This window comes from Candidatus Pristimantibacillus lignocellulolyticus (assembly GCA_023639215.1).
GTDB lineage: Bacteria > Bacillota > Bacilli > Paenibacillales > Paenibacillaceae > Pristimantibacillus > Pristimantibacillus lignocellulolyticus.
The window spans coordinates 1,397,995-1,422,508 of the sequence record CP097899.1 but is presented as its reverse complement, the minus strand read 5'-3'; the positions used below and the strand labels follow the sequence as shown (position 1 = coordinate 1,422,508).

The following is a 24,514-nucleotide window of genomic DNA, read 5'->3' as shown; positions in this document are numbered from 1 at the left end:
AGCCAATTATAGTACCCGTATGTTACATCAATATGACAAAGTAGAAAAAGGCACTGCGACGTTTGAGTGTCGCAATGCCTAGACATTGTTAATATCTATGATCGTAAACTGTAATAGAGGATACATCTAGATTACTGAATAGTTGATTCTGCTTTTATGTGAATTGTGGACGTATGAGTTTGATTAGCTTCAAGGTATTGGATACCTTCGCCAACATTCATGCCATCTACAGGAGCCATCCAAGGCTCAATGCAGACAAACGGTTTTTCTCCCATTGCCCACAGTACAATATACTGATAGATTTCATCTGAAGTTACCGAGATTTTGAGTTGTCTAGTATGATCAATCATCTCACATACATTAGATTGCAATTCATAATGAATTGTATTGGATTCTGATTGATTAAAGTTAAATTTATTTTGAGCAAAACTATTTGGGGTCAATTCGTTAACATGAGTAGATGGAATGTTTAACTCTAGGTTGTCTTTGTCATCTACATAGAAGTAAGGATGATGTCCCAAATAGAAAGGCATCACTTTAGAGTCATGATTATGGACGGTAGCTTGAATATTTAATCCATCGTTACTAAGTGTGTATTGCATAACTAGACTAAAATGAAATGGATATCTGACATAAGTCTCATCATTATGAACCATCTCAAGCGTAATCGAAGCACTATTCTCATCAGCATGGATATTAATGACATTGCCTGCAAGATTACGAGCAAATCCGTGCTGCTTTAATTGATAAGCAACTCCATTGTAATCGTAAGTCTCATTAACTAAGTAACTACTAATAGGGAACAAAATTGGATTTCCACCACGTACATGTTGCGATTGGTCGTCTAACGTTTCTTGCTCTAAATAAAATATTGGTTGATTATGATGTACATATTTACTAATAATAGATCCTCTTTCAGGAACCACTTCAATATACGTTTCGTTAGCGGTATCTTCTAATACATAAGTTTCAAATCGATCTTGCTTCTTATAGTAATTGAACATAATAATCTCCTATCTCGTACTGTAGTATTGTGTTAATATTACTCAATTTACCTTAAGCAATCAATACACTAATTTAGTGAATAAATTAGATATGTGAAGGGATTTTAACAGGTATGATGATATACTCATAATAAGTTGTTCATTGGTTACGAATTTAACATGGAGGTGATCTCATTAATGAAACCATTTACTAGTAGAGTAATTGAGATCATAAAAAGCATTCCAGTAGGTTATGTAATGACTTATGGGCAAATTGCGGAGCTAGCTGGAAGTGCAAGAGGGGCAAGACAGGTAGTAAGAATTCTACATACAATGAGTACATCTTATGATTTACCTTGGCATAGAGTCGTTAATGCCAAAGGAGAAATTGCAATTAAGGATGATGAGTCTCGATTTCAGCAGATAGTCTATCTACGTGATGAAGGTGTTATTTCAGATGAAAATGGGTTGATTGATCTGGAGAAATACCGATTTCGACCAGTTAGAGAGAGCTTTCTCAAGGAAGATGAATAGATCATGAAAAATTATGTTTCAGGGCATCTTATGCAAAGAGACAGCTAGAAGATGATTGTAATTGTTACAATTAGAGGGAAACAAGATTGAAGAAATGGACAAGCGAAATCGAAATAAATACGCCAATCGAACATGTGTGGTCATAACTAAAAGACTCATTAGAGCATATGCAAAAGATTATGCCACAAGTGGTAGAGAATAAACCATTACAGCCCGATATGAATTACGTCGAGTAGACGATCAAAAAATGGTGCTTACCTATACAGCTACTTATCAGCAAAAATAGAGTTGAAGTGGTTTAGTTTAGAGAATGACTTTTCGTACTTAAGAGGACTAGAAGAATCTAGTCCTCTTAAAACTGCCTGGTCATAATAGAAACCGATATTCCCAGCCTAGTGCATAAATTTAAAAGATATTTTTACGGAATTATATACACGATAATGATATTATTATATTTTTTTAGCAGTTCCACTATTATAATCAGCATAGAATTTAAACATCTAAGAAGGTACTACCCATGAATACGAACAAATCAAATATGGCAGTTAATCCGTATATTTTGCTAAGTATTAGTATACTTGCGATTGCCATATCATCAATTTTAATTAAATCATCAAATACTCCTCCGTCCGTTGCAGGAATGTATAGATTATATATAACTGTATTAATCATGCTTCCTTTTGTGTCTTGGAAAAAGCTTAGACTAATGCAATTAACTAAGGATGACTGGAGCCTTATTTCATCGGCAGGAATTTTTCTTGGGTTACATTTTTTGTTTTGGATGGAATCTTTATCTTACACCTCAGTAGCAAGTTCAATGGTTATTTTGACACTACAACCGCTGTTCGTAATGATTGGCTCATATTTTATTTTCAAGGAAAGAGTGAACAAACTAGTAATTGTAAGCATGATAACAGCTTTATTCGGTTCTATTATTATTGCTTGGGGAGATATAGGTGTCTCAAGAGAAGCATTGTTTGGAGATGTACTTTCATTATTGGGGACTGTCTCGATTGCTGCTTATATGTTAGTTGGGCAAAAAGTGAGTCATAAAATACCAGCTAATATATACAGCGTTATTGTTTTTTTCATTGGTGGTAGCGTCATGTTAATATACAGTGTTATGAATAACTCATCTTTGATAGAGTATAGTTCGTCTGACTGGATGTATTTCTTATTACTTGCCTTAATTCCAACTATTTTTGGTCAGTTTATATTTAATATATTACTGAATTCTATCGGCGCAACTACTGTTTCTGTTGGTATTATTGGTGAACCAGTCCTTGCAATAATCCTTGCATACTTCATCTTGGGGGAATCTGTTAATGCTTCGCAAATCATTGGAGGATTATTTGCGATAATGGGAATGGGATTTTATTTTTGGGTTAAGTCTAAGTTAGGGTATAAGAAACATTAACGCGAAAAAGACGATCAGCCTTTTATCTCTGGCCTATCGCCTTTTCTTGACTAGCATAACTACCGGATTTTCAATACTATTTTCCCTTTAGCTCTTCCTTCTTCCGAATACTCCATGGCTTTTTGAGCATCTTCAAAAGGAAAAACGCGATCAATTACAGGTTTGATTTTGCCAGTCTCAATAAAGTCTGCAATAATACGTAATTGATCACCGCTTGGCTCCATAAATAAAAACGTATATTGAACATTATGTTTTTTTTCAAGTTTAGTTAATTTATAGCTTGCAGCTGAAAACAACATCGTTTTAAATAATCCTGATCCATATTTTTTAGCAAAACGAGCATTAGGCAATCCTGAAACAGAAACAATTTTTCCATTATTTTTTACAATCTGGAATGATGTTTCGAGTGACTTACCACCAAGTGTATCAAATACCCCATCGTAATTTTGTAGTCTATCCTGAAATTGTTCTGTTTTGTAATTAATAACTTCATCTACACCGAGGGATTTTACTAAGTCTGCGCCAGCTTCACTCGCAGTTGTTGCAACATAGGCACCCATTATTTTTGCGAGTTGAATCGCAAATGTTCCGACACCACCGGCACCAGCATGAATTAAAACCTTTGTGCCTTTTTGAACGTGCAGTATGTTATGTAACGCTTGATAAGAGGTTAAGCCAACTAATGGAATAGAGGCAGCTTCCTCAAAGCTTAGATTTTTAGGTTTTAACGCGATGTCATCTTCATGAACTGCGATATGTTCAGCAAAAGTACCAATTTTATTTTTACGTGGTCGTCCATAAATAGCATCGCCCACTTTAAATTGAGTTACCTTTGCACCAACCTTTGTCACAACTCCTGAAAAGTCATTTCCAAGAATCAATGGCATTTTATATGCGAGTAATAGCTTCACTTTTCCGTCTCGTATTTTAAAATCAACTGGATTAATACTAGCAGCATGAATTTCTGTAAGTACCTCGTATTCTCCCATTTCGGGCATAGGCATTTCTGCTAATCGTAGAGGCACTTTCCCATATTGATCAATAATCATTGCTTTCAAACTTCATTCCCCCAAATAATAATTATTTTAGCATAGCATTTAGAAAGCATTGTACGCTAGAATATTATGCAGACTTTCGAATTATGATATTCAACATTGCGTTCAACATTGAGTAAAATTCCACGAGACGATATCAATACTTTAATTGTATTTATCCGGCCCGTGCGTTACACTCTTTATATTGACAAATTTGCAGGTCTATAAAAGGAGGTTCATTCGCCTATGTCTCCCCGTACAAAAGAACAAAATGAGCTCATACGCATGCAGCGCAGAGAACAGATTCTAGATTCCGCCGCGCGCGCCTACTTTCTCACGGGCGGCAGCTTTGATATTCGTGACGTCGCCCGCGAGGCAGCGCTCGGTTACGGCACGGTATACCATTACTACCCCAACCGACATTTACTAATCGAAGATGTGCTGGATAGCGGCTTCGAACGATGTGAGCAAGCACTGGCAGAATGGGCGAACATCAGCCATGGCGCTACGGATAACAGGCAGCTATTGGCATATTGCAAGGTGCTGCTAAGGCTGTGGCAGTCAGACACCCGCGCATATCTAGTCTACAAGATGGCGGCAGAACATTATGCAGGCTTGCCAGAAAAGGATCAGTACCCAGCCAAGAGGCGATTCATGGAACGGCTATACGTTCCGCTCCAATCGATCACCCAGCGCGAAGACGATAGCGTCGACTATATGCTTGCCGTGCTAGTCGGCTGTTGCGGGATTCACTACTATGCGAGTACTTCCGAGCTCGACGTCGACCGAATTGCGCAGCTCGCGATGCAAGCTATTACGAAGGAGTCCTAATACAAATATGATCATCTTAAAAAGCAAACATGAAATCGAGGCTATCCGCAAGGCATGCCAAGTGGTGGCCGAATGCCATCGTACGATCGCCCCGCTCATCAAACCGGGCATCACGACGAACGAGATTGAGCGCATATTCGAGGAAATTATTTTGAAGCACGGCGCCAAGCCATACACGAAGGGCTACAAGGGTTATCAATATGCGACTTGTGCCTCCGTCAACGACGTAATTGCACATGGCTTCCCTACAGATAAGCGACTTGAGGAAGGCGATATTGTGACGATAGATACTGTCGCGGAGCTCGACGGATGGCTCGGCGATTCAGCCTGGAGCTATGCGGTCGGGAAAATATCGCCGACGGCCGAGAAGTTGATGCGCGTCACGAAGGAGTGCCTTGACCTCGGCATCGAGCAGGCACAGTCTGGCAATCGGCTCGGCGATGTGACGAGTGCGATCCAGCGGCATGCCGAATCCAATGGCTTCGGTGTCGTACGCGATCTTCTCGCCCATGGTATCGGTCGGGACCTGCACGAGGCGCCGAACTATGTGCATGTCGGAAAGCCAGGCAAAGGTCTCCGAATTAAGGAAGGCATGGTGTTTACGATCGAGCCCATGATTACCGAAGGTACCTACAACATGACAATCGATTCGGACGGATGGACTGCCCGGACGCTTGACCGCAAGCTAGCTGCCCAATACGAGCATACGATTGCGATCACTGCAGAAGGTCCACAAATACTGACCGCACAATAGAATAATTAGAGGCCGACCAAAAGGATGGTCGACCTCTTTTTTTCGTATTCGGCATTTATTTCTCATCCGACATTGTAAATAATGAATTATTCTGAATAGCTGTGGACATACACCTTTCTGCCATCTAGTTGATAAATAATCAGAATGAATAGCTATATTATATGTAGGTGGAATTGTAGGGGTACATATTGTAGCGCAGTAAATAGACAAGAGCCTTTCCAAAGGGAAAGGCTCTTACTTGTATCAATATTTTATTCTTGTACCTTAAATTTCGATGGAGAACTGTTCGGTGCGTTGCTGTTTCCTTGTCCAGCGCTATTACCAGCGCCATTACCGTTGCCAGCGCCTTGACCTTGTCCAGCACCTTTACCGTTGCCAGTACCTTGACCTTGTCCAGCGCCATTACCGTTGCCAGCGCCATTACCGTTGCCAGCGCCATTACCATTGCCAGTACCTTGACCTTGTCCAGCACCTTTACCGTTGCCAGTACCTTGACCTTGTCCAGCACCTTTACCGTTGCCAGTACCTTGACCTTGTCCAGCACCTTTACCGTTGCCAGTACCTTGACCTTGTCCAGCACCTTTACCGTTGCCAGTACCTTGACCTTGTCCAGCACCTTTACCGTTGCCAGTACCTTGACCTTGTCCAGCACCTTGACCTTGTCCAGCGCCTTGACCTTGTCCAGCACCTTGATTTTGTCCAGCGCCTTGACCGTTGCCAGCACCTTGACCTTGTCCAGCGCCTTGACCTTGTCCAGCGCCTTGACCTTGTCCAGTACCTTGACCTTGTCCAGCGCCTTGACCTTGTCCAGCGCCTTGACCTTGTCCAGCGCCTTGACCTTGTCCAGCACCTTGACCTTGCCCAGTACCTTGACCTTGTCCAGTACCTTGACCTTGTCCAGTACCTTGACCTTGTCCAGCGCCTTGACCTTGTCCAGCACCTTTACCGTTACTAGTACCTTTAGATGTGGGGAATTTCAAAGTTGAATAAGAGTATGTGATTGATTGAAATGTGAGGTTATCAACCGCACCAGTAACAGGAAGACCATGTTGTTTCTGATAGTATTTTACGCCACGAGCAGTAGTTCTATCGAACTTTCCATTAATTTTACCTTCATAGCTACCAAGAGATTTTAACATCCCTTGAATAACGTATACATCAGGTCCTTGAGCACCTTTCCCCACAGCTAATGCTACGTTTGACATCGACAGTACGAGCATTAAGGCTAGTGCAAAACCTCCGATATACTTTCCTAAAGCCTTTTTCGTAATCGTTCTTGTTCTGAAAGAACTAAAAATTGAATCCCATTTCTTCAACTAATACACCATCCTTAAAAGTAAGTAATTTCTTCAACAACGTTACTTTTCCCAAAAAAGAAATTTTTATTGATTATTTTATGAAGATTACTAAAATAAAAACTTTTTAAAAGTGATCCATCAAGTCTATAGTAGCACTTGTTTATCAAATAAAAATTCATCACCTACCCATGAAGTGAAACATATCATTTAAATGGGGATTACTTTTAAGGAGGAATAATAAATGATTCATCCAGATACAGAAATTCGGTTTGTAAGTGATGAAATAGGTGTTGGTGTATTTGCAACAAAACTAATCCCTAAAGGAACTATTGTCTGGATTAAAGATAAATTAGAAATGATATTAACAGTGGAGTATATTGAAAGTCTGCATAATTTGCAAAAAGAGTATATTTATAAATACTCCTATTTAGATACTGACGGTCTATATCTTCTTCATTGGGATCACGCAAAATATATGAATCATAGTTTCAATCCTAATTGTGTAGATACAGCTTATGATTTTCAATTGGCTTCAAGAGACATTCAACCTGGCGATCAATTAACATGTGATTATGGAGTTTTAGGTGATGATGAAGAGTTTGAATGTATACCTGAAGAAGGATCATCCAGAACAAAAGTAATGGCAAATGATTATGTAATATGTTATGCAGAATGGGATGAGATGGCAAAAACAACGTTTGAGTATTTCAATACAGTAGAGCAACCGCTAAAATATTTAATTAAGGAGAAATATATTGATAAAGTAATTGCGGTAGCTAATGGAAATGAACCACTAGATTCCATTCTCACGTTATTTATTGATAGCGAAGACAAAGACGAAAACTAAATATAAAACAGGAGAAACTACGACACTCCTACTAGAAAACTCTATTCAATAAATCGCCTTGAATAGGATTTTTCTAATACATGAAAAAAGCACTCAAAAGTTAGCTATAACTAACTTCTGAGTGCTTTTAATGCTATAAACAGGGTAGAGTTTGTTCATTTATATGGGTATAAATGATTATACAGCTTGCAATTCAATCTCTTCATCGTCATTACGATTGAAGGCTTCGCGATCGAATTCACCTTCTGAATTGGCTACAAGTAAAGATGTAACGGTAGTACCCGTTGCATTAACAGCAGTACGACCCATATCGATAAGTGCCTCAACACCTGCGACAATACCAATTCCTTCTAGTGGTAAACCAAGAGCGGTTAGCACAACAGTTGTAGAAATAACTGCAGGGCCAGGTACTCCGGCAACACCAATTGAAGAAATGATGCTTACAAGAACAAGAATAATGTAGTCTGTTCCAGTCAATGTAATACCGTAAACTTGTGCTGTAAATACGGCAACGATTGCTGGCCATATACCACCGCAAGCATTAAAGTTAACTGATGCCCCTAACGGAGCTACAAAACTAGCGATTCGTGGAGAAATATGCAAACGTTTCGTAATAACTTCAAGGTTTACAGGAAGCGTCGCATAGCTACTACGAGTTGTAAATGCTACCGCAATTGTCGGATATATTTTCTTGAAAAATGTAATCGGATTTACTCTTGCAACAAAGAATACTAGACCACCAAAGACAAGAACGAAATGAATAATCATAGCTACATACGAAGTGACAATAATGCTACCAAGTTCTTGTAGTGTGTCCCATCCATAGCGAGCTGTAATTCCAGCAATTAATGCAAACACACCATACGGTGTTAAGCGAATTACAAACTTAACGACTTGATGTAGTACTAGTGTTGCTGATTGAATAATATCGCGAATCGGCTTTACAGATTCTTCGTTTTTAGAACCAACTTTAATAATAGCGACTGCAAGGAAAATTGCGAAAATGAGTAAAGGAACAACCTTACCAGTTGCTGCTTCGTTGAACGGATTCGAAGGAACGAGATCTAAGATAACCTGTGAAAATGTAGGTATTTCGCGTGCTACGAAATCAGCTGGAGCTGCTTCTTGAATACCTTTACCAGGGTTCATAATTAAAGCGACAGATAAACCGATTATCGAAGCAACGCCGGTTGTGCCAAGGAACCAAGCAAACGTTTTGAAACCAATTTTACGTAAATAATCTAGACTAGTTAAGGATGAAATACTATTTAATACGAGAACAAAAACTAGTGGGATAACTAGCATCCGAATGAGACTTACATAGATGCTTCCGAATGTACTAATTGCTTTATATTCGAGTGATCCCAGGCTTTGAAATAAGATACCTACTCCCAAACCTATACCTAAACCTATTAGTACTCGTTTACCAAAACTAACCCTTTTACGAGCCAAATAGTACAGTATTCCAAACACAAAAATTGATGTAACAAAGCCATACCAATTTGTTTGGATTGCTAATAAAAAGTTGTTATTTATTGTGTCCATTACATTTCCCCCTAAACCAAGTTGTTTAATGTGAATTACAACTTTAATTTACATACGTTAGTTATAAAAGTCAATCGATTTTTTTTTGAAAAAAGTGGTTCTAAAAATAATTCCGATAAAACCAATAGGAATATTTAAAAATGTATTGACAGTTTAATCCCGAGTGAATAAGATGGAATTATAAACCAAGGACAATAACTGTTGTATTGGATATTAAAAGACATAAGTCAACTGGACGACCAGAGATTTAGCGAGTGTGTAAGTATACACTGCGTTAAGTCTCTTTTTTTATGCCAATAACGCTGTATTGTACTACTAATTAATAGCTCAAAGAGCGAAAGGAAGATTAATTATGAAAAAGATTACAGCAACAATTATTACGGCTTCACTTGCTTTTGGAATTTTGACTTATGCAGCTGTATCTGCAAATAAAAATACGGAGGAAGCTTCAGCTGCTGCGCCTACTAATGTTCAGACTACAGCAACTGAAGTAACTACTGAGGCTACGACATCTGAAGTATTGCAAGCAACTGAGGTCGCTGTAGATCAACCAGTAGAACAAGTGACTACAGAGGCTAGCGAAGTAGAAGTGCCGTTATCTTCTGGAGAGGAAGTTGCAGTAGTGGAAAGTACAACTCCAGTAGCACAAAGTTCTGAAGGGACGCAATCTGTGACTAAGCAAGTGAATGATTCTGTGAAGACAACAACGAAAGAAATTAAGACTTCTACAACAGACGTTAAAGCTACAGAGACAAAGCAACAACCAGTTGTAAAATCTTCCACACCAGTAGTATCTAAAGAAACTGAAAAATTAGTAGCAACACCGACTGCAGCGCCGGTAGTAAAGGAAGCTAGTCAACCGGAAACTACTAAGCCAGCGACAACAGAAACTACAAAATCAAACTCCGTTACTTTTACAAATAAATCATCTTCACAACCTAAAGCAGTAACAACAACAGATACAAATAAACCAGCAACTTCATCATCAAATTCTTCAAAGGAGACTACAACAACTATACCTTCAGCTCCATCATCAGAGCCTTCTACGCCAGCAGCACCTGCTCCTTCTACACCAACAGCACCTACGCCATCTACATCTGATGAAGAGGATTGCTAAGAAAGAGTACAGCTAAGAAAGTGTGTTGACTAGAGATTCTGCTATGCAATTAGACCAAGAAAGAGAGATGAAAAACGATGAAGAAATATAATACCATTCAGAAAATTGTCGCACTACTATTAGTAGCTGTGCTTATCTTGCCAATCGTCAACCTTAATGGTGCCTATGCCGCAAATGGAGCTTCAGCTAGTACTCCTGTTACTAAATTTGATTACTTCAGTGCGGTATATCCGCATTTGAACGATTCAAACCATGTTTTGAAAACAATACCTTATGAGGACTTAGTTACAATTCTGAAAAGTGAAGGTACCTATGCGATTCTATTCGGGGGTGCTTGGAGTAATGAGACACAAGCTGATATAGGTTTTATTAATCAAGTTGCCAAAGAATACGGTATTCAAACGATTTATAACTTTGACACAAAATTAGATGGTAACGAGTTGCAAATTGCTGATAGCAGCAACAAGTATGCACATTACTATGTTGACTTAGTCAACAAATATTTGACTAATATTGAGACGCTGAATGAAGTGGCTGAAGAGAATGTTAGTTATACAAAAGACACGATTACAACTGTAGCGAATAAGCTCCAATCCCCATTCTTATTCGTTTATAATAAAGACCACGTGGTTGATGGGGAATCAGCACCAATTATAGCGTCTTTGGAAAAACATAATGGTGAAGGAAGCTACGATTGGAGTTATTTCAATACAGCTGAAAATGCACTGGATACTGATAAGGTGAACGCATATAAAGCGCAAGTTCTTGATGTATTCAACGAGGTTCCTGCTGCTAATTACAACACGCTAACTAGTTGGGAATTTATTGGTAATGCGTTCAATCAGACATTTTGGAGTGAGAACCCCAAATATAATCCTTCTAACACAGAAGAAAATGCAAAAGTGACTATTTTTGATAAAGCTGATGGCTATTACGATGTATTTGAACATGTAACTTATCATCAATTGACTCAAATTCTTGAAAGTGACGGTAATTATCTCATCTTATTCGGCGGTTCTTGGTGCCCAAATACGCAAGCTGATATTAAATATATTGGTAAATATGCGAAAGAGCATAATATCGATAAAATCTACATTTGGGATACGAAGTTAACTGCTGGTGTGGATGTTGCAAGTAATTTGCATCCTCATAATAACGAGGAACTTCAAGTAAGAGCAAATAATCATGACTACGCTAAATTATACGGAAATGTGGTATCTAAATATCTAACAAATATTAAGACTCAGAACAATTCTGCTACTACGCCAACTGTAATTACTTATCAAGATGGTAGTGGTAATACAGTAACAGCAGATCGTCTGCAAGTTCCATATTTATTTGCATACAATAAAAACAATTCATATGGTGAAAATCATAGTAGTGCACCGATTCTTGGACACGTCGAATTAATGTATTCATTAACGAGCAGTACAGGATCAAATATTGCACCTGATTATGTATTCGGTGGAACCATTGTAAATGGTTATAATAATCAAGCGCTTGCCACTGCTTTACATTCACTTTATTCAAGATTAGAAGCTATTCCAACTGGCTTAGTAGGGGTAGCACCAACTTCATCTAACGGTAATAATGGAGTAATTACGGGTACTACAAATAAAGCATTGGAGTACAAATTAGCTGGAGCAAATGATGCTACGTATGTTCCTGTAAATGGCGATTCGATTTCGAATTTGGCTGCTGGAACGTATACGATTAGATATAGAGCTAAGAATGGATATCAAGGTCCTGTTACAGCATCAAGATTACCTATCGCTCCAGTTGCAGTAGCATATCAACCTGGCCAATCTATTGACATTGTTGTTCCTGCATATGTAGGAAGTACACCTACTCCTACACCAGTGACACCGACGCCAGCACCAGTAACACCAACACCAACGCCAACTACACCTGTTGATAGTGATATTGATCCAAAGGTAGAGGTTCAAATCACTGCAACAATAGATAAAGCTACAGGTGAAGCTGTAGCAGTAGTAACTGAAAAAAGCGTTCAAGATCTAATTGATCACGCTAAAAAGGTTGAGAAACTAGGAGATTCTGCAGTAGTAGTATTCAATGTTGCAGGTAATTCTGGTTCGCAATATACTCAACTAACGTTACCGAGAAATGCATTTAAAGGTTTGGCTACTAGCACAGATGCTAACGTTCAAGTTAATGTTGGCTATGGAACGGTAAGCTTTGACGCAAAGGCTATTGACGCCATTCAAGCTTCCACAGATCCGGGGGATATTAGTATTATTATTGAAAAGTCGTCGCTAACTGAGGAAGGCCAGCAAGTATTGGGAGACAGACCTGTTTATACATTCTCTGTATTTGCGGGTACGACCGCTATTTCAAGCTTTGGTGGAGGAAATGTACACATTAGTTTACCTTACACCCTACAAGCAAATGAAGATCCGAATGCAATTATTGTGTACTATATTTCTGAATCAGGTGATTTAGAAACAATACGTGGTCAATATCATGCATCAACGAAATCTGTAGAGTTTACTACTACACATTTTTCTGAATATATCATTGGATACAATCCGGTATCCTTTGCGGATGTTTCTCAGTCAGCATGGTATAAAGATGCAGTTACTTTCTTAGCTGCAAGAAATATTACTAGTGGTACTACAGCTGATCAATATAGTCCGAATGCTGAAGTAACAAGAGGTCAGTTTATTGTATTCTTACTAAGAGCTTATGGAATTGAGGCAGATGAGAACTCTGCAAATAATTTCGCTGATGCAGGCAATACGTATTACACACCATACTTGTCTAAAGCGAAGTCTCTAGGCATTACAACTGGCATTGGTGATAATAAGTTTGATCCGAATAGCAAAATTTCACGTCAGGATTTGTTCACGTTGTTGTATCGTGCACTTGATGTGCTTGGTGAAGTTCCTACTAAGTCTACAAATACTTCCGTATCAAGCTTTAGTGATGCAGATCAAATTGCTGGATATGCTAAGGATGCTTTCAATGTTTTTGTAGAAAGCGGTGCTATTAAAGGTAACAACGCGAAACTAGATCCAAAAGGGATTTCTACAAGAGCTGAAGTAGCACAAGTACTTTATAACCTCCTTTATAAATAAGAGAAAAGAACTTAAAAGAGATGGATAACCGAAAGGGTTATCCATCTCTTTTGTTTATATTCAGAACTGCTGGTATAGTCCATATACATGAATTGAAAATTAGTATCAGTTACTTCAAATATTTACAAATTATTGTTTTTATTTGGTTGTTGAAATAAGGACGGATTTATTTGAGAATAATAAGTTGGAGAATGTTTAGCAACTGGGTATCGACAGCATGCAAGAGAGGCGGAATTTAATGCAACAAGTTTTAGATAATATAATTAACGTCACAAACGATTTTTTATGGTCAAAGATTTTGATCATCCTACTTATCGCTTGTGGACTTTATTTCACAATTAGATCGAGATTCGTACAATTTGGCATGTTCAAAGAGATGTTTGTCGTTCTGAAAGGTTCTAATGAAAAGTCACCTAATAACATTTCATCGTTTCAAGCATTTTGTATTAGTATGGCGGCAAGAGTTGGAACTGGTAATATAACGGGTATTGCGATTGCCATTGCCATTGGTGGACCAGGGGCTATTTTCTGGATGTGGGTTATAGCGATTATTGGTGCAGCATCTAGCTTTGTCGAGAGTACATTAGCGCAAGTATATAAAATCAAGGATAAGACAGGATTCCGTGGCGGTCCTGCATACTATATGGAACAGGGTTTAAACAAACGTTGGATGGGAGCAATATTTGCGGTACTCATTACGTTGTCTTTCGGTCTTGTATTTAACGCTGTACAGTCCAATACGATAACGGTTGCTTTTGAAAATTCGTTCGGCACTAATCGTGTCATTCTTGGCTTAGTCATGGCTGTTGCCTTTGGTATCGTTATTTTTGGTGGTATAAAACGTATTGCTAGAATGTCTGAATATATTGTTGTCGTTATGGCTGTTATCTATGTAGGAGCAGCATTTTGTATTGTATTACTTAATATTGAAAAAATGCCCGAAGTGATAGCGCTTATTGTGAAAAATGCTTTTGGATTTGATCAAGCGGTTGGTGGAACTTTTGGTGCCGTTATTTTGCAAGGTGTAAAACGAGGACTGTTCTCGAATGAAGCAGGGATGGGTAGCGCGCCGAATGCGGCTGCAACAGCTACAACAAGTCATCCCGTTAAGCAAGGACTTATGCAAGCGCTTGGCGTACTGGTGGATACTTTACTAATATGTTCGAGTACTGCTTTTATTATATTACTGTCCGATGCATACAAGCAGCCTGGACTGGACGGTATATTACTTACACAAGCTGCTTTAAGCGATCATATCGGGTCATGGGCATCAGGAGCATTGGCTATTATGGTTTTCTTATTCGCTTTCAGTACGCTAATCGGAAATTACTATTATGGTGAAACAAATATTGAATTTTTAAACTCCAAGAAGTCAGTGTTGAGGTTATATCGCTATAGTGTGTTAGCAATGGTAGTGTTTGGTGCTGTTGCCAAGGTACAATTGGTATGGAATTTGGCTGATTTGTTCATGGGTTTAATGGTCATCGTGAATTTGATCGCGATTTTTCTGTTATCAAAAGTAGCCTTTGCAGCGTTGCATGATTACAAGCAACAGAAACGAGCGGGTAAAGATCCTGTTTTCTATAAAGATAGCATTAAAGGCGTGGAAAACGTTGAATGTTGGGACAACTCGCCAGAAGTGAAGAGTAAGTAATAGAAAGATCATTATTGTGATGGTGATTAGCTCCACGATAGTCTTCTTGAAAATATAGTTAAGGAGATGGCGTCTGTACTTGGCAGACGCCTCTCCTTTTTAAGTTTGAATACATTTTTATTGCTAATTTTGTTATAGAACATAGGCAGTGGTTACAAAATTGTGGGTGATCAATTGTTATTTACTTTGTATATGAGTGAAACCATTTGTTCGAACTTATCCACTTTCATCAAATGAAGATTAGTAGGTGCAACTCCTGCTTGGAACAACGGAATACCTTCTCCGAGTATGGTTGGAATAATTGCGATGTGCAGTTCGTCTAACAGCCCCTCTTGCAAAAAGGCAGCAGCAAGCTGACCTCCCCCTACTAGCCAAATATCGCCCTTAGAGTCACCTTTTAATCTTGGTATAAGCGTGTTAATTGATTCATCAGTAAATGTAACATGTGCAGTAGAAGCTTGCTTCGATCTGGAAAGGACGTAGCATGGCTTGTCCGCATAAGGAAATACATCTGCCAGTATGAGAACTTCATCATACGTCATGCGACCCATTACAATCGTACCTACAGTACTATAAAATTCACTATAACCGCCATCTCCTTCACCCACTTCTACATGATCAAGCCAATCAACCGAACCATCTCGTCTAGCGATATAACCATCTAAACTTGTCGCAATATAAAGCACGACTTTATTATTGTTCATATTCATTTCCTCCTTTGTATCGCTTATGATACATTATAATTATGACAAATTATGACGTAATTAGGTGATGAACTTGAATAATAGAATTTTAACCATGATGAGATTATTGGATTCACGAAAAAAATTTACTGCCCGTGAGCTTGCAGATCGGTTTAATGTCTCGATTCGTACCATTCAGCGTGATCTAGATCATTTACAGAAAATGGGCTTTCCGCTCTATGCAGAAGTTGGTGCAAATGGTGGTTATCGTGTGCTGCCGAACAGAATTTTGCCGCCGCTTCAGCTTACAAAGCATGAGGCGTTTGGGATGTTTATGATGATTGAGTATTTGGAGAACGTGTCGGACTTTCCGTACGGCTCTATACGTACCCAATTAGCAGATCAACATTTTACAAGCTTACCCCAAGAAGTACAGGACGAGATTGTGCGAATGAGGCAACATATTGCCTTTGTTCAACATCATGGGATGCATCCAGAGCCATTGACTACTTTTATATTAAGTGCGGCAGTGGAAAAGCGTGAAGTTGAGTTCAGTTATGCCTCTCGTAGTGGCACTAAGAAAGTACAAGCTTATCCGCTCGGTGTCTACTACGAGCATGGGTATTGGTATATGCCTGCCCAAAAAGGGGATAGCGTGTTGCTGTATCGGGTTGATCGGATGGGGCAATTGGAAATTCTTCAACATAGTGAGAAATCGGTCCCCACGCTGAATGATTGGCTTCATTCGAAGGATAGTAGGCAAAGTGTCGAAGTCATTATTCAATTTACTGAGTTTGGAGCAAGACTCGCACAATCGGATACGTTATTCAAATCTATTATGAACAACCGATATTGTGGTCAAATTCCGCTTGAGGAATTTCCATTTGTAGCAAGGAAACTACTTGCATATGGACCAGATGCCAAAGTTATTAGCCCGCCACAATTGAGGGATATAGTAATGGAGCAGCTTGAAAGTAGCTTAAGGCAATATGAGTAAAAAGTATAATGACAGACCATTTTGAATAGTATTCATTAGAAGCTTCATAAAAACGCTTATTTATTCGGTGATTAGAAGAGGTGAATTAATGAGTAATAAAAAATCATTTTACTTACTAGCACCTTATATGGCAGATAATCATCTAACGAAAGATATAGGAATTATTCCTTACATCATGCAAAAGTATGTAGGGTATAAGGCAGTATTCGCCACATATAAACCACCTAATGGCAATGTTACTTGGCCTACGTTACAGTTGTATTCTGAGGATATTGAAATTGATTATATCGAACCGAGTTTCGAGTACCATCCAGAACATGTTATGGATACTGTTTTCTCAAATAACGTTTACGATTGTGGTAATGATTTGGAGCAATATATTGAAAGTAACGCATCAAAAATAAATGTGTTATTTATATTTGGGTTTTATCAATTTTATTATAATGCTATTAATAAGTACAAAGAATTGAATCCAACAGGTAAAGTTTACTTGAAGCTTGATGCAAATATCATTTGGATTAACAATACGATACTAACGGATGAGTTTACCAAGTTTCTGGGGAATTGTGATATCATTTCGAGTGAAACAATGGTGGAATATATTAGCCAAAAATGGTCAGTACCTATTCACTATATACCTAACGGATATTATTCATTGGGTAATGCTGAGAATGGTTTAGATAAAATATTTGCTTTCGAGGAAAAGGAAGATATTATTTTTACTGCTGCCAGGTTAGGACATCCGGCGAAAGCGACGGATGTATTGCTAGAAGGATTCAGATTAGCAGTCCCTCACATACCTAGTAGTTGGAGGCTCGTTCTTGCAGGCAGCGTTGAAGAATCATTTAAGCCTTATATTGAAAAGTTTGCTCAAGAAAACCCTGAATTAAATGAAAGAATTGTTTTTTTAGGTTTTACGAGTGATAGGGAAATACTTAATGATTGGTTCATAAAAGCGAAAATATTTGTTTTTCCTTCAGCCTATGAAGGATATGCCAATGTTTTGTCTGAAGCAAAAGTTCATGGTTGCTATTTAATTGGTTCAGATATTGAATCCAATCGAGATGCAGCCTCGAAACATGAATTAAGATTAAACTTCATTGATGATCAGTATAAGTTGCAAAATCGATATTTAGAGTATGGTTCTTTGCATACGGTTGGTCTTAGCTATGAGTTAGCGCTTAGAATGATCGAGACATGCAATGATCAAACGCGATTAGAAACAGTCTGCTATAGTACACAGCGGGATGCTAGCGAACATTTTGACTGGGTTAAGTTGTGCAAGAAGATAGATTCACTACTTCAAGAGACTACACCTACATTGATAAACAATAACTTAATATATTAAAAAAGTCGTCGTAAAGTTATTCCAATAACTTTACGACGACTTTTTATTGTTGTCATAAGATGAAATTTACCCCTTCAATGAAATCTAGTTACGGTAATGAATATCGCTAAATCGCACAAGAAACAGCCATTTCCGGAGATATAGAATATTATATAGCCATGGTATGATAAGTTTGTTTATTCAGTTTTGTTAAGGAGAGGGATATGAAAATACTAACTGGAATAACTAGGAAGTTAAGAGAAATGAGCTATAGATTATTCACTTCATCATTAAAATCTCGATTATATACGCTAATGATTATTTGCTCCACCATTCCAATCATTTTAATTGGTAGTCTTTCTATGTATTCCATTTCATCTATTTTGGACAATAAAATTGACAAGGGATTAATGAACCATTTAGACCAAGTTAGAGGAAACTTGATTACAATGCTGAACAATTTGGAGTACTCGTCACAGCAGTTTACGATTAATGGTTTAATTGGGAGCGATCTTGCTAATTGGCTTGAAATAGAAGATTTACATGATTCCTTAACATTAAGTAGTGATATCCAAAAAAAAATAAATTTATTTAATTTCACCAATCCTACTGTTGGACTTACGATGTATTACAATCGAGATTCTGAAAGCGTTGTCATGTCCAATCAACTTGTAAAAGAATTCAAACTGAATGATTTGACAAAGTTAACGAATATTTCCGGAGCAAGTTATTATGGCCCACACTATTCTAACTATAAGTATAGTAATACGAATATGGTGATATCCATTATTCGAAAATTTGATATAGGATTACATACTCCTCAAACTTCGAATATAGAGATATACGTTGAAACTAATTTTAAAGTATTTGAAAAGATATTGAATTCAGCGCAGTATGGCATGGGGGCTTTTCACGTACTTGTTGACAAACAGGGTTATGTTGCCTATTCGCAAAATAATGATTTACTACCCATTGGTAGTCTATATGATAGTGAAGGGCTTGAACAATACGTAGCATTTGAGGATATGGATCAAAAGGATCTAAGATTAGTCGTTTTTGTAGATCGATCTGATTATAATAGTGAGTTTAATAAATGGATCGGGTCCTTTATCATTGTTATTATTCTTTCTATTACGGCAAGTATTCTTATTGCTATTACGATTCGTAATTATGTATATCGTCCGCTTATTAATATAAAAAAAGGAATGTACCTAGTATCGGCTAACAATTTTAATACGAGGCTAGAGCATAGTGGGTTATTAGAATTTGATTATTTAATTGACCAATTTAATAATATGGGCTTTAAAATTCAAGAGCTAATTAAACAACTTGAAGTAGAAGAGAAAATGAAGAGGGAAACAGAGGTTGCCAAGTTAATGGCCCAGATTAATCCTCACTTTTTGTACAATACACTTAATACGGTACAGTGGCTAGCTCGAATGAATGGACAGAAGGAGATTGATCAATTTATCGTTAGTTTTACTAAAGTACTTAGTTATAATTTGGGCAAGGATGGAATTATTGTCACTGTAAATCAAGAGCTGGAAGCTTTAAAGGATTATATTGCTCTTCAGCAAGTTCGATATGACCATCAGTATGATATTCGTCTACATGTGGATGAAGCGATGCTAGATGTTGAAGTTCCACGTTTCCTTATGCAGCCTTTAGTAGAAAATTCTCTATATCATGGTCTTGGTGATGTTGGAGGGATGATTGAGGTTATTATTGAACAAAAAAACCACGATAGATTGAATATTATCGTTCGGGATAATGGGGCTGGTATTGATCAGCAGAAAATCGATCAGTTACTTTCCGATGGAGTCAATAAGACAGGGTTTGGCATAGGTCTTAACTATGTATACAAAACAGTGAAAAGTAATTATGGCGCACAAGGAGAGTTAATTATTACGAGTAAGAAGGGTGAAGGTACATCTATTCAAGTCACATTGCCATTGAACAAGGAGGGAACACATCATGATTAAAGCATGTATTGTTGACGATGAAAAATTAGTGCGTAAAGGTATTATCACGATTATGCCTTGGGATAAGTTTTCGATTGAGGTCATAGCAGAGGCATCTAATGGGGTACGTGCTTTAGAGATTATGTCTGAACAACCGATAGATTTACTATTTACAGATTTGAACATGCCGGAGATGGACGGCATGCAACTTATACGTGAAGTAAAGGAAAAGTATTCTAATGTGCAAATTGTTATTCTTACTTGCCATCCAGAATTCGAATACGTGCAGGAGGCTCTGAGACTCGGAGCTATCGATTATATTTTAAAAACACAGTTGGAAAATGACGTGATGGAGGATATGCTTCAACAAATTGTCACTCGCTATTATGAGCGCCTTTCCACTATATCTCAATCTAAACCTATGGAGCTAAACACTGTGTACAGAGGGAAGTATCCTGAAGAAATTGTACAATCAATTAAGAAAACCGTTAACTACATGCAGGAGCAGCATGAGATGAATTTTACACAGGAACACATCGCAAAGGTTGCAAATATGAGTAGAGGATATTTCAGTCAATGCTTTAAGGATATTATGGGGACGAGCTTTCATAAGTATTTAAAAAATATGCGTTTAATGAGGTCGAAACAATTACTATTAAGTACGAATCGCCCCATATATGATATTGCTCAGCAAACTGGATTTAAGGATGAGAAGTACTTCAGTCGTCAGTTTTTATTAGAGGTAGGTATGCTACCCTCTGATTTTCGTAATCAAGATCCAATGAACCTATGAAAAATGTTGCCGAAACGGTGAATTTTGTCCGTTTCGGCATTTGTTTGCTTACAGGAATAATACGCTTTGCGGTCAGAAATCTAAGTCGGGTTTTCTGCTATTGAAGATATACTTAACGAGAACAAATCAATTACAGACTTTGGAGGGGATCAAGTCATGGTATTTGGAACAAAAATGAAAGCGGTTTTATTAATTGCTATGTGTACAACGTTAGTAGCTTGTTCAAGCGGTGGGAATGGTAAGGGAAACAAAGAGGTAGTTGAAAAAACTCCCGTTGTAGCAGCTGATCCATTTGGTCGCTTTGAAGAGACAATAACTGTAAGTCTAGGTAAGGCAATGTCTGTAGATATTGAATTGCCACCTGGTGATACTCAAGAGAACAATGAATATGTTCGATTTATAGAGGAAGAGCTTAACGTAAAGTTTAATTATGATTGGCAAACAGCAGATGGTGATCCTTACAAACAGAAAATGGATCTCGTTATCGTAAGTGAATCCGTTCCAGATGTTATGCTCGTTGACGAAGCACAATTGAAACTTCTTGTTGACGCAGATCTAATTGCAGATCTGACGGACGTATATGAGGCTAATATATCTCCTGAACTTAGAGAAGTTTTCGAATCAACAAAGGAACTAAGTTTAGCATCTGCCACGTTTGACGGTAAATTGATGGCTGTACCTAACTCATCTCCAGGTGCTGACGCTATGAATACATTGTTCATACGTAAAGACTGGCTAGATGCAGTAGGTCTTCCAGTTCCAAAAACATTGGAAGACATTGAAGTGGCAGCGAGAGCATTTATTGATAACAACTTAGGTGGCGGCAACAATCAAACGATTGGTCTAGTTGGCCAACAAGATATTGTTAATATAGGCAACAGTATATTTGGTTTTGATACGATATTCAGTTACTTTGATGCTTATCCGGAACTATGGGTTAAAAATGACGATGGTACTGTAGAATATGGCTCAATCCAGCCTGAGACGAAGGTAGCACTTGCTAAACTTCGCGATATGTATGCTAATGGGGTTATTCATAGAGAGTTTGTTGCTGAAACTGGCTCAAGTGGTCGTGAAAAGATTATTTCTGGTCGTGCGGGTATGTTCTTCGGACCATTCTGGATGCCATCATGGATTATGATCGATAACCTTAAGCTTGATCCGAAGGCAGAGTGGGTAACAGTAGCTGTTCCACTAGACAAAGAAGGTAAATTTAAAACGCACACGATGTCTCCGACATCCAGCTATCTTGCTGTCAGCAAAAAGATGGCTAACCCAGAAGCAGTTATCCGAATTTTGAACCATGAATACATTATTGACCAAACTCGTGGAAATGAATTTTACATTGATCAAAACGTGAGATACAACCGTGTTAATCTACCATTCGGTCATATGATGGCTCCATTCGATGAGAAGGAAATTGCGGTTGTTAAAGTAGATGAAGTACTTGCTGGTACTAGAGAATACGATACTTTACTAGCTCATGAGAAGATTCAATATGATCGCATCGTATACAACAATGAAAACCCTAAGAAAGATCTGCTTGCGTGGGCAAGCTCGATAACTGTGGATACAACTAGAGGGATGATTCAAAGCAACGTTGAGAAAGTAACAGGTGCTTTCTATGGGAAAACAACTACGATGAACCGTAAATGGGTTAACCTGAAAAAGCTTGAAGACGAAACGTTTATTCAAATTATTATGGGTGACAAACCAATCGATGCTTTTGATCAATTCGTAGCGGATTGGAAGAAACAAGGCGGAGATGAAATTACTAGCGAGGTAAATGAAGCAGTTAAGTAATGCAGTAAAGAGCGGATTGGAGTAGCGATATGAGAACATCACGAAATGTATGGGGCTATTATTTAATGCTTACTCCACCGATATTGCTAGTGCTAATTTATGAGATATTCCCTTTGTTCGGCTTAATCATTGCCTTTCAGGATTTTGTGCCGGGCAAGGGAATGTTTGGCTCTACCTTTGTCGGTTTGGACAATTTTATTTACATGTTCCAGTTAAAGGAAAGTTCCCAAATCTTTTACAATACAATCTTTATTGCTGTGAGTAAAATTGTATTGAATTTGATTGTACCGTTAATCTTTGCGTTAATGTTGAATGAAGTTTTACAAAACACGTTAAAACGTTGGATTCAAACCATTGTTTATTTGCCACATTTTATGTCGTGGGTAATATTAGCGGGCGTCCTAACTAATCTATTAGCTTCGGACGGGATTTTCAACAATATTATTACAGCACTTGGTTTTGAATCTATTTTCTTCTTAGGAAGTAATACATGGTTTCCAATCGTAATTATTGGAAGTGATGTATGGAAGGAATTTGGATTTAATGCGGTTATTTTCTTGGCAGCACTAACAGCTATTAATCCAAGTTTGTATGAGGCGGCTAAAATTGATGGTGCGTCTAAATTCCATCAACTACGCTACGTAACTTTACCTGGTATTGCTCCTACGATTGTACTATTAGCTTGTCTAGGTGTAGGTAAAATCATGAATGCAGGCTTTGAACAAATCTTTAACCTATATAATCCAGCGGTATACGCTTCAGGTGACATTATTGACACTTATGTATACAGAATTGGTCTTACTCAACATCAATATGGTTTGGCTACTGCCGTAGGAACTTTGAAGTCAGTTGTAGGATTCATCTTAGTTGTACTTTCTTGGAAGCTGGCAGACAAATGGGCCAATTACCGTATCTTTTGATGAGGAGGAGTATCAATGTTTAGCAAGCAACAAACTTTTGGTGAGAAAGTAACATATGTGCTTCTTCTCATCGCTCTAATACTAATTACATTGGCTTGTTTGGCACCAATATGGCATATGGTTGCCATATCACTTAGTGATAATTCTGCCGTTTCAGCAGGGCAAGTAACATTTATTCCAGTTGGATTTACATTAACACCTTATGAATTTATTTTACAAGATCAGAGATTCTTCCAAGCGTTTGGTGTTTCGGTACAACGTGTATTGCTAGGTGGAGCTATTAACTTTATAATGACAATTCTAGCAGCATACCCTCTATCGAAAGAAACATCAGAGTTTCCTGCTCGTAATAAAATAATGTGGATATTTATATTTACAATGATGTTCAACGGAGGTTTAATTCCGTGGTATATGACTATTAAAATGACGGGTGTTATGGATAGTATTTGGGCACTTGTATTACCGGGAGCAGTACCTGTATTCAACGTGGTATTGCTTATGAACTTCTTCCGTGCTATACCTAAGGAAGTTGGAGAAGCTGCCAAAATCGATGGTGCAGGAATATTCACTACGATGTGGAAAGTATATATTCCGATGTCCATGGCATCAATTGCTACGGTTACGTTGTTTAGTATTGTTCATCATTGGAATGCGTTCTTTGATGGTATGATTCTAATTAATACACCGTCTGGCCAACCTTTACAAACTTATATTCGATCATTGGTGGTTTTACCAGCTTTAGCAGATATGAGTTCTGGAAGCCTAGAGGATCTTATGAAATTATCTGAGAAAACCTTTAATGCAGCCAAAATTGTAGTAACAATGATTCCAATTCTACTTGTATATCCATTCCTTCAAAGATACTTTGTTACTGGTATTACATTAGGTTCTGTGAAGGAATAACAAATTAATGAAGTAAGG

The 24,514-nt window shown here is 38.0% G+C and carries 19 protein-coding genes and 1 pseudogene; 15 read left to right on the top strand and 5 right to left on the bottom strand.

Features of this window, described 5'->3' with window-relative positions; genetic code table 11:
* Positions 1–131: 131 nt before the first annotated feature.
* The gene (locus NAG76_05875) at positions 132–1,004 is read right to left on the bottom strand and encodes a hypothetical protein (GenBank protein ID URN95772.1); all 873 of its coding nucleotides are present in this window, start codon (positions 1,002–1,004) and stop codon (positions 132–134) included.
* 177 nt (positions 1,005–1,181) lie between these two features.
* Here NAG76_05875 and NAG76_05870 point away from each other — a divergent pair, with 177 nt between their 5' ends.
* On the top strand, positions 1,182–1,517 hold the full coding sequence (locus tag NAG76_05870; GenBank protein ID URN95771.1) for an MGMT family protein: 336 nt from the start codon (positions 1,182–1,184) through the stop codon (positions 1,515–1,517).
* Positions 1,518–2,034: 517 nt separating this feature from the next.
* Positions 2,035–2,934 carry a DMT family transporter gene (locus tag NAG76_05865; GenBank protein ID URN95770.1) on the top strand — a complete coding sequence of 300 codons (900 nt, stop codon included), beginning with the start codon at positions 2,035–2,037 and terminating at the stop codon, positions 2,932–2,934.
* Between the two features lie 59 nt (positions 2,935–2,993).
* Here NAG76_05865 and NAG76_05860 read toward each other — a convergent pair whose 3' ends face one another.
* Entirely contained in the window at positions 2,994–3,992 is a 999-nt protein-coding gene (locus NAG76_05860; GenBank protein URN95769.1) for an NADP-dependent oxidoreductase, read from the bottom strand.
* 222 nt (positions 3,993–4,214) lie between these two features.
* On the opposite strand from NAG76_05860, the gene NAG76_05855 reads away from it, so the two are divergent.
* Positions 4,215–4,799, top strand: coding sequence for a TetR/AcrR family transcriptional regulator (locus NAG76_05855; GenBank protein ID URN95768.1), 585 nt, complete (start codon positions 4,215–4,217; stop codon positions 4,797–4,799).
* A gap of 7 nt (positions 4,800–4,806) precedes the next feature.
* On the top strand, positions 4,807–5,553 hold the full coding sequence (gene map, locus NAG76_05850) for a type I methionyl aminopeptidase (protein ID URN95767.1): 747 nt from the start codon (positions 4,807–4,809) through the stop codon (positions 5,551–5,553).
* A gap of 1,061 nt (positions 5,554–6,614) precedes the next feature.
* On the opposite strand, the pseudogene NAG76_05845 reads toward map, so the two are convergent.
* Positions 6,615–6,692, bottom strand: a pseudogene (locus tag NAG76_05845) (hypothetical protein).
* Positions 6,693–7,092: 400 nt separating this feature from the next.
* Here NAG76_05845 and NAG76_05840 point away from each other — a divergent pair.
* The gene (locus NAG76_05840; protein ID URN95766.1) at positions 7,093–7,698 is read left to right on the top strand and encodes an SET domain-containing protein; all 606 of its coding nucleotides are present in this window, start codon (positions 7,093–7,095) and stop codon (positions 7,696–7,698) included.
* Positions 7,699–7,875: 177 nt separating this feature from the next.
* Here the strand turns inward: NAG76_05840 and NAG76_05835 are convergent, their stop codons facing one another.
* Positions 7,876–9,243, bottom strand: a complete 1,368-nt coding sequence (locus NAG76_05835) for a dicarboxylate/amino acid:cation symporter (GenBank protein URN95765.1) — start codon at positions 9,241–9,243, stop codon at positions 7,876–7,878.
* Positions 9,244–9,595: 352 nt separating this feature from the next.
* Here NAG76_05835 and NAG76_05830 point away from each other — a divergent pair, with 352 nt between their 5' ends.
* The 3 genes from NAG76_05830 (at position 9,596) to NAG76_05820 (ending at position 15,109) form a co-directional block, all read left to right on the top strand.
* Positions 9,596–10,360, top strand: a complete 765-nt coding sequence (locus tag NAG76_05830; GenBank protein URN95764.1) for a hypothetical protein — start codon at positions 9,596–9,598, stop codon at positions 10,358–10,360.
* A 77-nt stretch (positions 10,361–10,437) separates the two neighbouring features.
* Positions 10,438–13,455, top strand: coding sequence for an S-layer homology domain-containing protein (locus NAG76_05825; GenBank protein URN95763.1), 3,018 nt, complete (start codon positions 10,438–10,440; stop codon positions 13,453–13,455).
* Positions 13,456–13,693: 238 nt separating this feature from the next.
* Entirely contained in the window at positions 13,694–15,109 is a 1,416-nt protein-coding gene (locus NAG76_05820) for an alanine:cation symporter family protein (GenBank protein ID URN95762.1), read from the top strand.
* Positions 15,110–15,279: 170 nt separating this feature from the next.
* On the opposite strand, the gene NAG76_05815 is transcribed toward NAG76_05820, so the two are convergent.
* Positions 15,280–15,819, bottom strand: a complete 540-nt coding sequence (locus NAG76_05815; GenBank protein ID URN95761.1) for a dihydrofolate reductase family protein — start codon at positions 15,817–15,819, stop codon at positions 15,280–15,282.
* Positions 15,820–15,886: 67 nt separating this feature from the next.
* On the opposite strand from NAG76_05815, the gene NAG76_05810 reads away from it, so the two are divergent.
* The 7 genes from NAG76_05810 (at position 15,887) to NAG76_05780 (ending at position 24,496) form a co-directional block, all read left to right on the top strand.
* On the top strand, positions 15,887–16,789 hold the full coding sequence (locus tag NAG76_05810; GenBank protein URN95760.1) for a YafY family transcriptional regulator: 903 nt from the start codon (positions 15,887–15,889) through the stop codon (positions 16,787–16,789).
* Positions 16,790–16,877: 88 nt separating this feature from the next.
* Positions 16,878–18,137 (top strand): glycosyltransferase family 4 protein, encoded by a 1,260-nt coding sequence (locus NAG76_05805; protein URN95759.1) that lies wholly within the window; start codon positions 16,878–16,880, stop codon positions 18,135–18,137.
* A 242-nt stretch (positions 18,138–18,379) separates the two neighbouring features.
* Entirely contained in the window at positions 18,380–20,098 is a 1,719-nt protein-coding gene (locus NAG76_05800; protein URN95758.1) for a histidine kinase, read from the top strand.
* Positions 20,091–20,870, top strand: a complete 780-nt coding sequence (locus NAG76_05795) for a response regulator (GenBank protein ID URN95757.1) — start codon at positions 20,091–20,093, stop codon at positions 20,868–20,870. Before NAG76_05800 ends, NAG76_05795 begins: the two co-directional genes overlap by 8 nt.
* 156 nt (positions 20,871–21,026) lie before the next feature.
* Positions 21,027–22,673 (top strand): extracellular solute-binding protein, encoded by a 1,647-nt coding sequence (locus NAG76_05790; protein ID URN95756.1) that lies wholly within the window; start codon positions 21,027–21,029, stop codon positions 22,671–22,673.
* A gap of 29 nt (positions 22,674–22,702) precedes the next feature.
* Entirely contained in the window at positions 22,703–23,593 is an 891-nt protein-coding gene (locus NAG76_05785; protein ID URN95755.1) for an ABC transporter permease subunit, read from the top strand.
* A gap of 15 nt (positions 23,594–23,608) precedes the next feature.
* On the top strand, positions 23,609–24,496 hold the full coding sequence (locus tag NAG76_05780; GenBank protein ID URN95754.1) for a carbohydrate ABC transporter permease: 888 nt from the start codon (positions 23,609–23,611) through the stop codon (positions 24,494–24,496).
* Positions 24,497–24,514: the final 18 nt, after the last annotated feature.

Coding starts and splice junctions, on each gene's coding strand:
- NAG76_05875 (URN95772.1), bottom strand. CDS start 1,004: ATGTTCAATTACTATAAGAAGCAAGATCGATTTGAAACTTATGTATTA.
- NAG76_05855 (URN95768.1), top strand. CDS start 4,215: ATGTCTCCCCGTACAAAAGAACAAAATGAGCTCATACGCATGCAGCGC.
- NAG76_05825 (URN95763.1), top strand. CDS start 10,438: ATGAAGAAATATAATACCATTCAGAAAATTGTCGCACTACTATTAGTA.
- NAG76_05795 (URN95757.1), top strand. CDS start 20,091: ATGATTAAAGCATGTATTGTTGACGATGAAAAATTAGTGCGTAAAGGT.
- NAG76_05815 (URN95761.1), bottom strand. CDS start 15,819: ATGAATATGAACAATAATAAAGTCGTGCTTTATATTGCGACAAGTTTA.
- NAG76_05800 (URN95758.1), top strand. CDS start 18,380: ATGAGCTATAGATTATTCACTTCATCATTAAAATCTCGATTATATACG.
- NAG76_05870 (URN95771.1), top strand. CDS start 1,182: ATGAAACCATTTACTAGTAGAGTAATTGAGATCATAAAAAGCATTCCA.
- NAG76_05835 (URN95765.1), bottom strand. CDS start 9,243: ATGGACACAATAAATAACAACTTTTTATTAGCAATCCAAACAAATTGG.
- map (URN95767.1), top strand. CDS start 4,807: ATGATCATCTTAAAAAGCAAACATGAAATCGAGGCTATCCGCAAGGCA.
- NAG76_05820 (URN95762.1), top strand. CDS start 13,694: ATGCAACAAGTTTTAGATAATATAATTAACGTCACAAACGATTTTTTA.
- NAG76_05865 (URN95770.1), top strand. CDS start 2,035: ATGAATACGAACAAATCAAATATGGCAGTTAATCCGTATATTTTGCTA.
- NAG76_05840 (URN95766.1), top strand. CDS start 7,093: ATGATTCATCCAGATACAGAAATTCGGTTTGTAAGTGATGAAATAGGT.
- NAG76_05785 (URN95755.1), top strand. CDS start 22,703: ATGAGAACATCACGAAATGTATGGGGCTATTATTTAATGCTTACTCCA.
- NAG76_05805 (URN95759.1), top strand. CDS start 16,878: ATGAGTAATAAAAAATCATTTTACTTACTAGCACCTTATATGGCAGAT.
- NAG76_05790 (URN95756.1), top strand. CDS start 21,027: ATGGTATTTGGAACAAAAATGAAAGCGGTTTTATTAATTGCTATGTGT.
- NAG76_05780 (URN95754.1), top strand. CDS start 23,609: ATGTTTAGCAAGCAACAAACTTTTGGTGAGAAAGTAACATATGTGCTT.
- NAG76_05830 (URN95764.1), top strand. CDS start 9,596: ATGAAAAAGATTACAGCAACAATTATTACGGCTTCACTTGCTTTTGGA.